8 protein-coding genes and 1 tRNA gene are annotated in these 13,559 nt (G+C 47.0%); 1 reads left to right on the forward strand and 8 read right to left on the reverse strand.

Features of this window, described 5'->3' with window-relative positions; translation table 11 throughout:
- Nucleotides 1–6: 6 nt before the first annotated feature.
- From CBR65_RS08915 to ftsH, 8 genes are all read right to left on the reverse strand, one after another.
- On the reverse strand, nucleotides 7–4,236 hold the full coding sequence (locus CBR65_RS08915) for a DUF637 domain-containing protein (RefSeq protein WP_087466534.1): 4,230 nt from the start codon (nucleotides 4,234–4,236) through the stop codon (nucleotides 7–9).
- 12 nt (nucleotides 4,237–4,248) lie between these two features.
- Entirely contained in the window at nucleotides 4,249–6,780 is a 2,532-nt protein-coding gene (locus CBR65_RS08920; protein ID WP_087466535.1) for a hypothetical protein, read from the reverse strand.
- Between the two features lie 310 nt (nucleotides 6,781–7,090).
- A tRNA-Leu gene (locus CBR65_RS08925) sits at nucleotides 7,091–7,175 on the reverse strand.
- A gap of 13 nt (nucleotides 7,176–7,188) precedes the next feature.
- The gene (secG, locus tag CBR65_RS08930) at nucleotides 7,189–7,557 is read right to left on the reverse strand and encodes a preprotein translocase subunit SecG (RefSeq protein ID WP_087466536.1); all 369 of its coding nucleotides are present in this window, start codon (nucleotides 7,555–7,557) and stop codon (nucleotides 7,189–7,191) included.
- A gap of 66 nt (nucleotides 7,558–7,623) precedes the next feature.
- Nucleotides 7,624–8,388, reverse strand: a complete 765-nt coding sequence (gene tpiA / locus CBR65_RS08935) for a triose-phosphate isomerase (RefSeq protein ID WP_087466537.1) — start codon at nucleotides 8,386–8,388, stop codon at nucleotides 7,624–7,626.
- A gap of 147 nt (nucleotides 8,389–8,535) precedes the next feature.
- Nucleotides 8,536–9,873, reverse strand: coding sequence for a phosphoglucosamine mutase (gene glmM, locus CBR65_RS08940; protein WP_087466538.1), 1,338 nt, complete (start codon nucleotides 9,871–9,873; stop codon nucleotides 8,536–8,538).
- Nucleotides 9,874–9,961: 88 nt separating this feature from the next.
- Nucleotides 9,962–10,813: a dihydropteroate synthase gene (folP, locus tag CBR65_RS08945; protein WP_087466539.1), complete on the reverse strand. Its 852-nt coding sequence runs from the start codon at nucleotides 10,811–10,813 to the stop codon at nucleotides 9,962–9,964.
- Between the two features lie 105 nt (nucleotides 10,814–10,918).
- Nucleotides 10,919–12,838 (reverse strand): ATP-dependent zinc metalloprotease FtsH, encoded by a 1,920-nt coding sequence (gene ftsH / locus CBR65_RS08950; protein ID WP_087468992.1) that lies wholly within the window; start codon nucleotides 12,836–12,838, stop codon nucleotides 10,919–10,921.
- A 403-nt stretch (nucleotides 12,839–13,241) separates the two neighbouring features.
- Between ftsH and CBR65_RS08955 the strand changes: the two genes are divergently transcribed.
- Nucleotides 13,242–13,544 carry a YhbY family RNA-binding protein gene (locus CBR65_RS08955; protein ID WP_087466540.1) on the forward strand — a complete coding sequence of 101 codons (303 nt, stop codon included), beginning with the start codon at nucleotides 13,242–13,244 and terminating at the stop codon, nucleotides 13,542–13,544.
- Nucleotides 13,545–13,559 lie beyond the last annotated feature (15 nt).

Here is a 13,559-nt window from a genome sequence, read left to right on the forward strand (position 1 = left end):
TCCATATCAAGGAGAAATAAGATAGACTGTTCCAATATATGGCTGCTTCGTATTGAGGTCTGTATTAAAAAACATTTCAAACTTTAGGCCTGATTGCACGTCCAAGTAAGCCACTTTCCTTTTACCAACCAGGTCATTTCTATACGCCGACAAATCATTATCCCATGCATGTTGTGCAGCTCTTTTGGTTGCGGCCAGGTAGTCTGCATCACTGATTTTGCTGGAATCATACACGCTCTTTGTATGCGGAGAGCTTTCCTTCTTATACATTACATTGCCAAGTTCATCATATTTAATTGTACCATCACTATTAATTGCAGGAATCTTGTACGCATATTTGGTTCCCACAACATTCCCATTAACATCCTTAATAGGTATAGGATCGCCAACTATCTCACCCATTTCATCGCCAGGGGTACGAACAAATTTAGGGTTATCCAACTGTTCATCTGTGTAGCTCCTAGGATTCTCCAATGCAGTCATAAACTCTTGATCTTTATGACCACCAGAGAGACTGCCATCTTCGATAACATATTTCCCATTAACTTTATCTACCTTCACCATATGTTCATCAAAATTTGAACGACGCTGAAAGTCATCTAAATAAACAACTTTACCGCCTGTAACACCGGCGCTGCTATTGCTGTCATGTTGATCAGCGGAGATGTAAGTGGGCGTGTTAGTACCTCTCTTACCCGGAGAAATACCCGTAACATTTTCAACTATCCATGCCAACCCATCTGTTTCGTCAACTGCCCATTCTCCACTACTGTAGGCGTCTTTAGTTTCACCGAATGAGCTGTGGCCCAAAAATGCAACACCGGAAAGACTGACGTTGTGTGTTAGTTGATCCTTCAGCTCCAGTAATTCTGCCGGCATAAGCTTATCGTAGCCGTAGTTTATACCCACTGTAATGGCAGCTTTTATTGGTCCACCCGTGATCACCGTATACGCGATCTCCGCAGCCTGTAGTTCTAGGGGACTGAATGAACTAACAGCTTTATTTGTTGCCGCCAAAAACTCCAATGCGTAACTCTCACCGGGACGTGTACCTGTCACATGCACTGTGGGCAGCGTGCCCTCCTCGTAAAAAGTCGCATTTGATCTGTATTTTGCCGCCACGTCATATTGGCTACCGTCCGATAACAGATTTTCATCGTAAGCACTGAGTGAATCTAGAACGTCGTTTTGCTCAAGCTTTGCAATTAGAGTGTCGATGACATCCGAAGCTATACCTTTCTGCGTCAACACCTCCCTGATATCAGACTTATATTTACTTTTAAATCTTTCAGCCCGAGTGGCATTAAACGGCAAGACGTCCTCTCCATTGAGCTCTCGGTACAAATCCAAAAGGTAAGTCGCTTTATAAATATTGGCCGCAGCAACCGCTTCCGCTGAACCGGCTGCAGTATTTACATCGCCACCCAAAGCAAATGCAGCGAAAGCTGCACTAAGTTTCGACAGATCTACTCCATGCGCCAAAAGAAAATTCGCTTCTGTTTCCACGCTTTGGTAACTAACGAAGCCACCGTTCCTGGTATTTTCGGCCCAATTACGAATCCTGGCTTCAATCAAATCCGCTGTTGCCTGACCAATAACTGCACCACCTGCTCCGGACGCACAACCATTCTCAACATCAGCATCCTGGATTTCATTAGTCAATGAACCAGTCAAACATCCCATAGCGGCATGGGCTATATATTTAGTTGCTGTACTAAAATCAGCTGCATTTGCAATTTTGTTGCTGATGTTATTACCAATTGTGTTCACTGCATTTACCAATAATGCACTGTTAAATGCATCAAGGTAATCATCAGAGTTGCCACCATTGATAGTTACTGCGATACCAGCAGAAACGGTTGAATTAACAATAGCTTGTCCCGCCTGGCTGGCAAATTGTGTAACTGGACTTGCTGTTGATGGCACGTCAAATAAATTCAAGCCATCTACCGCTGAAAGGGCTCCTGCTGTTGCCATAGAAATCGCTAATGATTTAAGGCTTTCATCGCTATCCATTGCATTAAGCGTTTCACGCAAATTGTTGCCCGCTGCTAAACTCTGCGTTGCTTGGGTAGCGAGTGTAAGAGCACCAGCCTGCAAAATTGCACCTGTCGCAGTGACCGATGTTACACCAGCAGCTGTAGAAACCCCGATAGCTCCACCTCCCGACCCAAGCAAACCTGCTCCCATAGGCCCCATAGCCACAGCAACGCAAATAGCAATAATCGCCATCGCAGCAGGACTGAGGGTGGAGTTGGATTCGCGTATTTCTTCATGTATCTCTTCAACCGCATCCCAGTTGATTGTTGCGCCATCACATTGTTCCACGGAGCCAGTAACATCCACAGCATTGCCAGGAACAACACCGGATATAGGCCCTTTCGGTTTTTCAATCCAACATTTATTATAAAGATCCGCCATCCAGGACATCTCTGGCATCTTGGCGTATTCTTCCAATTGCTGTTTTAAACTTGCCCCTTGTTTACCCGTGTACTCAATATTGATACCTGTTAGAGCCTCTACCTCCAACCCACCGATAATCGCATTTTGTACATTATTTTCATGCACTATATCTTCTGTACGCGTTTTTATCGTCCAAGTGCCTTTGCGTACTGTCTGTAAATGGGATTCCTCCAGTTCTTTTGTCATTAGCATGTGGACGCCGCCATTGTGCGCACGAACTTTAGTCCCACTGCTGCTTGTAATCTGAGCAGCTCGGAGAGTGACATCACCAGAATCTGTATCCAGCAGTACGCCTTTACCAGCATAAAGAATGGAGCGAACTGCATGACTGATAAACTCAGATGCAGTACCTTTCGTTTTCCCTTTTCTATCTTCTTTGCTTATGCTGGTTTGATCCAAGCTATCGAGGATATGAATACCGTTTGCAGCAAGAAGCTCGACCCCACCTTGAGTACTAGTGAGTTCCGATGCAGTAATATTTATGGCCCCACCAGCGATTAATTTAATGGTGTCATTGGCAGATATACTTGAACCAATAGCATTAAGAGAATTTTGACTTACCCCCCAATCCCCGACTTTATATTCGCTTGAGTATTGGGTAACCACCGGAAGAATATTGATGTTTGTACCAGCGGATAATGTGATTGCGCCATTAGAGGACGTGATTTTGGACGCCTCCAAGGTGATATCTTGAGATGAATTAACCGTTATATTGCCATTTGCCGTTATCGCAGATATTTCACTTAAACGCGTGCCCTGGCCGTATCGATCAGTAAATAAATGCACTAATGTCTTTAGGTGTACTTGACCCGCATAAATATCAACGTTGTTATTGGCAACAACTTGCGAGCCATCAATCAATGAGAAAACACCTCCTACATGGAGGTTCAGGCTTGATTTTGCATCGATAACGCTACCCAACGCCGATATATTACCAGTCGCTTGAATCGCTATATTGCCTTCGGATTTGATAGTGCCATTTACAAGTTTTACGTCCCTGACTGCGAGGAACGATTCACGACCGAGCCGCAACGACTGATTGCTAATGGTTACGCTGCCAAGCTGATTGTGTTCACCGAAAAACTCGATGACATGATCGTTAACCGACTGGGTCGCTACGGTATTTTCTGTGAGATATAAAATAGGGACAACAACTGTCGCACCGTCAATTAGCCGGTGCTCCGGCCACAGGACATCCAAACCTTGAGAGTTGAGGTAAGCCACATCACTAGCGGACAATTTTGTGCCGTAGATTTTCCCTGTACGTTGTGCGTACACATAGGCATTGTTGTAAAGCTTATTTATTTGAACAAATTCAGAGTCATTATTTTCCGGATCAATCAAATGGCGGCCCAATTGATTAAAGACCTGCTGCCGAACCAATCTATTCTGAACGTATACATCCCCCACCAATTTTCCCACCGGCTGATGGGGCACAATGATTGTTATATCCCCTGCTATCGGAATATATGTTGGGGCAGGCAACGAAATTTTGTTGTCAACTAACCGCTTGTGAAAACTGGCTATATTTTGGTTACTCAGATTACCAGAGTAAGCCAAATCAGATTTTTGATACAGGTAGCTTGAGGTAGAAGCCCGTTCGAAAAAATTGCTCGATAACGCTTGCGTAATTGTTTCGTCGCTAGTTAGGTATGCGGCAGCGGCCACTGCTGGAAAGCATATTTGCCCCAACATAAAAAAAGCCATTACACCCGCAGTGATACGTTGTTTAAGTGTTAGATAGCTAACTTGCTGCTTTTGTGTTTTGAACATATTCCTATCTCCTTAGCTATTCCACCAATTATCAAACGCAATAAGCCAGTCCATAATTACTTGCTTTACGGAGTCATACGCTGCCACAACGATATCTTCAACTTTTTGAGAAATAGTTTTTGCTTGGTTAGTTATATTATATATCTCTGGTGGAACCCAGCCTGTTGGCACTGGGCCAGTAGGAGAACTAACCGCTCCCTCAGTAAGCTCTATATTTTTAAGTGTATGCGTGGTAACAAGGTAATCACCCGCTTCATTTAACTTACTTGTGGATTCAATTACATAATCGATTGAATAGTATTCACCTTGGCTGTTATAGCCAGACTTGGTTTTTGATTCGCTCCATGTATTCTCGGCAATCTTGGCCGCAACAATCTCATCATCAACTATTTTTATCATTTCATGGTTGGCTCCATGAAAATCCGTTTTCTTGCCAGATAAATTCTTTTGTACCGAGAACAATGTTCCTTTCATTTGATTATCAGTATCGCCATTCAAATCTACGGCAGAGTTGGAGGCCCATGAACCACATGTTGAATAGTACAGCCTGCTCTGACCTTCGGAGGATATTGGGCTACTAGGGTCATAGGAATAATTATTGCTACAGCCCTTATCCGATCGAATCACAATTGTGGAACTTCCCTCATATTTATCCTGCAGCGCTAAACCAATGCTCGTTATTTTTCCGGGTAGGATCTCGCTTGGTTTCGATGGATTTATTGCGATAAACGTAGCCGAATTCAGAATTTCAAAGTAGGACGTGTTATTGATAAATGCTCCATTTGAGCTATTAAATTGCACACCCATGGGAGCAAAAGAATAGATTATGCCGGGGGGTGAGAATGCGACCAGTAGAGATTCATGACCAGTTTTCGTTGTTACGGAGGTTGAGTTGGTTTCTTCGCGCTCAAATGGCTGAATAACAGCTTCTGTCGTGTACCGCTCATTTGCCAAATTACCGGATACAATTCTGAAATTCCCTGCAGGCTCATTCACCCCCATAATGGCAGACGAATTTAATACATAGGCATCCGCATGAATATCCAGTTGGGTATCCGCAATCAACTGCACACGGTCTGCATTCTGGGTATTAAATGCAATCCCCGACCGCCACGCCTCAGGATCTAATGTGTATTCAAAGTAAGGATTGATGTTTTCGACATTTACCTTGGCCTTTAATGAAACTATGTTACCAATAATTTGTGCAGATAAATCGCTAACCTTTGTAGCTCCACTTAAAGAAATATCATTGACCCTTATGCTACTTACATCTATGTCATCCTGAGCATCAGGTGCAAGCAACAAGGAAAAATCATTAGCTGGCTTGAAAGGATACTGTGAACCATTTCGAATAGATCCTGAGGCAGACGTTAAACTTATTGTTTCTCCAAGAACCTTGCCACCAAAGCGGTTCAACAATGCATCTTCAGCCGACACAGAAACAACCTTACCGTTAAGCAATCCGTTATTTTCTACACTCTCTGCTGCTGTGTTTGTAACGCTAGCGCTTATGCGTCCTCTATTGGCAAATTTTGTCGCTGCTATCCCATCAAATGAATCGGCAGTTACCTGCCCATTTACAATCAGTTGACCAGAACTAGCTAGCTGGATGTTATTGTCCGAATAGAGCTTTCCATTAACTATCAACGAGCTTCCTGTTCGCAAGGTTGTTACTTTTATTGATTCTTTAATCAGAGCAATCGAACCTTGATAGGAGGTAGCAGACGCAATATCAGATGTAGTGTCTATACTGCCTGAAATATAGACAGGATTTGTGGAAACTAACTTAGCGGCAAGTGTTTTAATATTTCCCCGCACTTCGATGCCATATGTAGCGGATGAGGTAGTTGTGGATAGATCAAGATCTTTGTAATGGAAATTGAATCCCGCATATAAATTTACATTGCCAGAACCAACAATATACCGCCCGGCTGCGTCCAGCAGAAAACTGCCATCGCTACTGTAGTTAGCTTTAAGTTGTGTATTGGTTTCGCCATTTAAAACAATTTTTGAAGCAACTAGCTCCAAAGCACCTATGCCTTTGGCCGATAGATTATTTATTGATATAGATGAAGAGCTTATTGGACTTATAGTAGCGGGCCATTTGTTCGTATCATAACTCACATTGGCTGAGGCTAAGGTAGCCCGACCAACATTTACCAATGCACATCCACTACACGTTGTTACACTATTGCTGGATTTATTAAAGATAAGGAGGTCTGCACGCTCCCCCAAAATCTCTATAGACGAATTTAAAGATAACTTACTTGCTTCAATAATAATTAGTTTTGCTGCAACCCTAACATCGTCGGTAAGATTTACGATTCTCAAGGGTCTTTGTAAGCTTAGCTCACTTAACCGGACAACTGATACCCCGTGGCTATTAGGGGCCGATGGTGTTAATAAATCGGCATCATCACCTTCGATAATTACTGCATTACTGTTATTAGTTTCTGCGAAGCTGATGGTTGATACACTAGCCTGAGTTAATGAAGCAACTATACAAAGCCATGACAGCAAAATTGCTCGGAATATAATCAACATAAAGACAACCTTGTGAAAAGTTGATGTGTAAGAGAGAAATGGAGGGGAAAAATAGTACGGTGGACCATCCCTAAGCTGGAAACGGCCTCACTGAATATAAAATCGATTGGTGGAAATAGGAGGATAAAGAGAGCACTCATACCTAAGCTTTTTTCGTCCATAAGATACTTTAGAATGGCGCGATTTTATCTTTTGAAAAAGCAAAGGGCAAGCTAGATTTTATTACTATCGATTAGACAATAAGCCAGAATTAAAAAACCCGCATTTCTGCGGGTTCTCAGACGATGTTAAATTACATCGGTTTTGCTTGTGGTACCCAAGGCCGGACTCGAACCGGCACAGCTTGCGCCACTACCACCTCAAGGTAGCGTGTCTACCAATTCCACCACTTGGGCTTTAAAACTCTTTTTACTCTTCAGAGTCCGGTACAGCAGGTACGTCGCTAGCCGCAGCGGGAGTTGCTTCTTCAACCGTCGGGACATCTGATTGCGGTACGACTTGTTGGCTTTCAATAGGTACCGGAATGCCATCCAAGGCAACGGATGTACTATTTTTTGCGATAATCGCCAAACCAAAACTGGTACAAAAAAAGACAGTTGCCAGGATTGCCGTAGCACGAGTAAAGAAACTGCTACCGCCCTGACTACCAAATACGGTTTGCGATGCACCAGCACCAAAAGATGCTCCAGCTGCAGCGCCCTTACCTTGTTGCAGCAGAATAAAGGCAATAATTGCCAGTGCTGTCAACACATGAATAACAAGAATAATTTTTTCCATTGTTATGCTCTCTGATTGAACAACTGATACCAAAACCTGATGTTCAGTTGCTGTATCTAGCAGGTTTTATACATCCGCTGCTCGACAAATACTTAAAAATTCTTCGGCATCCAACGAAGCCCCACCGAGTAAGGCTCCATCAATATCCGCCATGGCAAAAAGCTGGGCTGCATTATTGGCCTTAACGCTGCCACCATACAAAATACGAACCCGCTGTCCCACATCACCTAGAAGTTCACGAATAAAATGATGAACTTCCTGCGCTTGTTGCGGTGTTGCTGTCTTACCTGTACCTACCGCCCAGACCGGCTCATAGGCGACTACGGCGCGCTCAAAAGCATCACATCCGACCAACTCGACAACCGCATTCAGTTGCCGATGAATGACGGCTAATGCCTGACCGGTTTCACGCTGCTCCAGAGACTCCCCGACACAAAGGATGGGGATCAATTGTTCACGCTGTACTGCAATGAACTTCTGTGCAACCTGAATATCAGATTCCTGCTGCATCCGGCGGCGTTCGTTATGGCCAACGATGACGTAACGGCACTGCCACTCGGCCAGCATCCGGGCAGAAACTTCACCCGTGTACGCACCACTTTCGTGCTCACTCACACTCTGCGCACCCAGCACAATAGCGGATGGGGCGAGCAACTCCAGTGTGTGTTGAAGGTAGGGGAAGGGTGGACAGACTGCAACTTCAGCCTCGCGCTTACCCTGCCAACCGCTTACTACCTTGGCTAACAGTTCAGCGTTGATGCGCTGGCTGCCATTCATTTTCCAGTTGCCTACAACCAACTGGCGACGCTTGGTGTTATTTGCCTTGTTCAAGCAATACCTCCCCCAAAGCGGGCGCTAATGTTAGCTAAGATGGGTTGAACATACAATCCCATTTTTAACGGCCACGCCCAACTTTCTATCAGTTTATGGTCGAGTCATTCGATTTGTTGCCGATTCAAACCCTTCCTGTTTTGAAGCTTAGTTCAAAACAGTCTCAACCACCGAAGCCAACTCCTGGGCCAACTCTTTGACCTGATTTTTATTTTGCCCTTCTACCATGACGCGCACTACCGGCTCTGTACCGGAGGGACGCAACAATACCCTGCCCGTGCCCGCCAGCCTGCCCTCAATTTGGGCAACGGCACTTTGGATCGTTGCGTCAGCATTAACGTCAATTCGCTTCGCCATATGAACGTTAATCATGGTTTGCGGCAACTTCTGCATACCCTTCTTGGCTTTGTGAAGAGGGACACCCAAGGTGGTAATGGCCAACAATACCTGCAATGCCGCAATAATGCCGTCACCTGTGGTTGTCACATTGCTGCAAACAATATGACCGGAATTTTCACCACCGAGCGACCAACCTTTATCGCGCATCATCTCAATGACATACCGATCTCCTACCTTGGCGCGACCGAAAGGAACACCCAATTCTTTGAGTCCCAATTCAAAGCCAAAGTTACTCATCAGCGTTCCGGCAACCCCGTCACATCCGCCACCGTATTGCTGCTGATGCGCAGCGACGATGTACAGCAGCTCATCGCCATCCACTAATTCGCCTTTATGATCGACGAAAATAACCCGATCACCATCGCCATCAAAGGCAATACCCAGATCCGCACCGACTTCGACAACGTGTTCCTGTAGCGCTTCTGGTTTGGTAGAGCCGCAACTGCGGTTGATGTTGGTCCCGTTAGGCTCAACAAATAATGGGACCACTTTGGCACCCAGCTCGGTAAACACGCTAGGAGCGATGTTGTAGGTCGCGCCGTGGGCACAATCCAGCACAATCTGCAGCCCTTGCAAATTGAACCCCCAGGGCATGGTGCCTTTGCAAAATTCAATATAACGGCCGGATGCATCGGTAATACGCCGCGCCTTGCCCAGACGTTCCGCCGTCACCATGGGCTTTTCCAGCTGTTCTTCAATCAACAATTCGATATCGTCAGGCAGCTTGGTGCCATTGCCACTGAAAAATTTGATGCCGTTGTCGACATAACTGTTGTGGGAGGCGCTGATCACTATCCCGGCCTGGGCCTGAAATGTGCGCGTCAGATAGGCCACACCGGGAGTGGGCATAGGGCCAAGCAATCCGACATCAACTCCCGCATTGATAAGCCCCGCCTGAAGGGCCGATTCAAACATGTAACCGGAGATCCGCGTATCTTTACCGATCAGAATCATATTCGGCCCGGAAAAACGATCCATCAGCACACAGCCCGCCGCCCACCCCAGTTTGAGCATGAAGTCTGGGGTAATGGGAAACTCACCAACCAGACCACGAATGCCGTCGGTGCCAAAATATTTGCGCGTCATAGATGCCAGACTCCGTTCACCTTTATGTTCGGTAAGTATGATGTAGTAGAAAGTGGGGCAGCATTTTACGCAATACTGCAGGTTTTTTTCAGTTATTTTTAATTTGATTGATAGCGGCCATGACGCTCAGCGCATCTACCGTTGCAGCCACATCATGGACACGGATGATGGCTGCTCCGCGCTCAGCCGCCGCCAGCGCCAGCGCCAGACTTCCCGGTAGACGTTCATGAACGTCACGTTTGAGCAGCGCGGCCAACATGGATTTTCGTGAAAGCCCTGCCAGCACGGGATAGCCTAATGCCTGCACTTCCGCCAGCCGGGCCAAGAGTGTGAGATTGTGCTCCAGGGTTTTTCCAAACCCGAATCCCGGATCGAGAATAATTCGTTCAGCGGAAATGCCCGCAACACAGCACGCATCCACCCTAGCCAGAAGAAAATCTTTCACTTCAACGACGACATCATGGTAAGCAGGACGCTCTTGCATATTGCCCGGCTCACCCTGCATATGCATAAGACAGACCGGCAAGCCACTCGCCGCCGCCGCCGCGAGTGCGCCCTCGCGCTGCAATGCGCGTACATCATTGATAATCCCAGCACCAACCGCAGCAGATTCACGGATAACACTGGCGGTACTGGTATCAATCGAAACGATAGCGCCCAATTCACGCACCAGGATTTCTACCACCGGCACCACACGATCCAGTTCCTCCTGCTCAGATACCGGCTTGGCACCTGGGCGGGTCGACTCTCCGCCCACGTCAATCACTTGTGCACCTTCCGCCAGCATCTGCGCACCCTTTTGCACGGCCAGATCCAACGCCAAACGGTTATCGCGATAATAATTGCCACCATCCGAAAAGGAGTCGGGAGTCGTATTGAGAATACCCATGACGACCGGCCTGCTTACATCGAGCCGCCGGGTACCGCAAAGGAGTTGCATCTAGAACCTCGGAAAGCAAAACAAATGAGCTGAGTTTTAATGGCTGCACTATAAAAAAACAACCCCGGAGCAAGCCCGGGGTTATCGTCAGTGAATTTGTGGCAGTTAGTGATCTTTAGCGGGACCGCCAATGGGGCCGGCAGGATTCTCGTCTGAATTCTTTTTACCCTCTCCCGCCGTATCTTTGGGACGCAAATGACCGTTGAAGTCATCATCATGCCAATCCCGTGGTGGGCGGACTTTGCGACGGGCCATCAGATCATCAACCTGTTCAGAGTCGATGGTCTCGTACTCCATCAAGGCATCCTTCATCGCTTCCAGAATATCGCGGTTATCTTCCAGGATTTTTTCCGCACGGGTATAACATTCATCAATAATCCGACGGACTTCCTCATCAATCAATTTGGAGGTTTCATCAGAATACTGCTGGGAAGACATTCCCGGGTAAGCACCTTCATCCTCACCATAATGAAGCGGACCCAACTTGGTCGATAAGCCCCACTTTGTAACCATCCGACGCGCCAGATCAGTAGCACGCTCGATATCATTTGAGGCACCGGTGGTAATCCCGTCGAAGCCTAAAGTCATTTCTTCTGCGATACGGCCACCAAACAAGGTACAGATGCTCGATTCAAGTGAGCGCTTGCTCATGCTGTATTTATCGGCTTCCGGCAAGAATTGGGTCACCCCCAATGCACGCCCCCGCGGAATAATCGTTACCTTATGGACCGGATCGTGCTCCGGTACAAGCCGCGCCACAATCGCGTGACCGGCTTCGTGATAGGCAGTGTTTTCCTTTTCTTTCTCGCTCATCACCATGGTACGACGCTCAGCGCCCATCATGATCTTATCGCGCGCCTTCTCAAAATCCTCCATTGTCACGAGCCGCTTGTTGCCGCGTGCCGCAAACAATGCTGCCTCATTAACCAGGTTAGCTAAATCCGCACCGGAAAAACCCGGTGTACCGCGAGCAATAACCGAGGCGCTTACTCGTTCGTCAATCGGCACTTTACGCATATGAACCTTGAGGATTTGCTCGCGACCACGAATATCCGGCAAACCTACAAATACCTGACGATCAAAACGACCCGGACGTAAAAGAGCACGATCCAGGACATCCGCACGGTTGGTTGCCGCAATGATGATGACACCATCATTGCCTTCAAAACCGTCCATCTCGACCAATAGCTGGTTCAAGGTTTGCTCACGTTCATCATGACCGCCGCCATGGCCACCACCACGATGGCGACCGACAGCATCGATCTCATCAATGAAGATAATGCAGGGAGCCTGTTTCTTGGCCTGGTCGAACATATCGCGCACGCGGGATGCACCCACGCCCACAAACATTTCCACAAAGTCAGAACCGGAAATCGAGAAGAAAGGTACTTTCGCCTCTCCCGCAATAGCCTTTGCCAACAGGGTTTTACCGGTACCCGGTGGGCCGACCATCAGTACGCCGCGCGGAATTTTACCACCCAGACGCTGGAATTTTGACGGGTCACGGAGGTATTCAACCAGTTCCTGCACTTCCTCTTTGGCTTCATCCACACCAGCCACATCGGCAAAGCTGGTCTTGATTTGGTCTTCACCCAGTAAGCGCGCCTTACTCTTACCGAAGCTCATCGGGCCGCCACGGCCACCACCCCCACCTTGCATCTGGCGCATAAAAAACAGAAATACCGCGATGATGATCAGAATAGGGAAGCTGGCGACCAATAATTGGTGCCACAGGCTGGGTTGTTCGATTTCACGGCCTTTAACGGCGACATTATGATTTAACAAGTCGTCTATAAGCTTGGGGTCCTGAATATTAGGACGAATGGTTTTAAAGGGACTGTTGTTGGTGTACAGGCCGTCGATGGTCAGGCCATCAATGGTCACTTCCCGCACGCGATTGTCTTTTACCGCGAGGATGAACTCGGAGTAACTCAAGCTCTCGTTGCTGGAGGTCTTGTTGAAGTTTTCAAACACGCTGAACAGGACCACAGCGATGACCAGCCATAAAATCAGATTTTTTGTCATATCGTTCAAGGACGCTTCCTCAGTCGCACATCAAAAATATTCGCGTTGTTGTACCAGTATAGTGTGGAAGATCAACAGACACACCTAATAGCAAGACGATGATTTGCAAAATTCCGGGCTAATTAACAATAAATTACACAATGTTCCAGCAGGGGGTTTCTCTATTGACGACCGAGAGAGACTTGCCAAAAGCTTTGGCCATCCGCCCGCCAATTGGTTTCACCTATCACCATCAATTGCATTGGTTGGCAGCTGTAATTGTGTCATCCGCTCATAGTGGGGGCCATCCGACGCATTGCAAGCCCAAGGGAAGGAGCCCGGCCCTCATCTAATTAACCCTATCGATAGCTCATGAGCTACAATAACCGGCTTTTTAACCCCCCGGATTTTCTAAGGTAATTGTATGCCCATCAACGCAGATCGCAAAAAGCAATTTCGTACCATTGGCCATCGGCTCAACCCAATTGTGACCGTGGCCGGCAATGGTTTAAGCGAAGGCGTTGTACAGGAGCTGAACCGTGCACTGGATGATCACGAGCTGATTAAAGTTAAACTCGCCATCGCTGATCGAGAAGAGCGCAAGGAAATGGTTGCCCAACTACAGACCTTGCCCCATGTTGAACTGATACAGGAGATAGGCAAAATAGTTTTGCTCTATCGTGCTAATAAGAAGGCCAACCCGAAGCTGTCAAATCTCCATCGCTAATTTACCGATCACCCA

It is taken from the genome of Cellvibrio sp. PSBB006, assembly GCF_002162135.1.
Taxonomy (GTDB): Bacteria; Pseudomonadota; Gammaproteobacteria; order Pseudomonadales; family Cellvibrionaceae; genus Cellvibrio.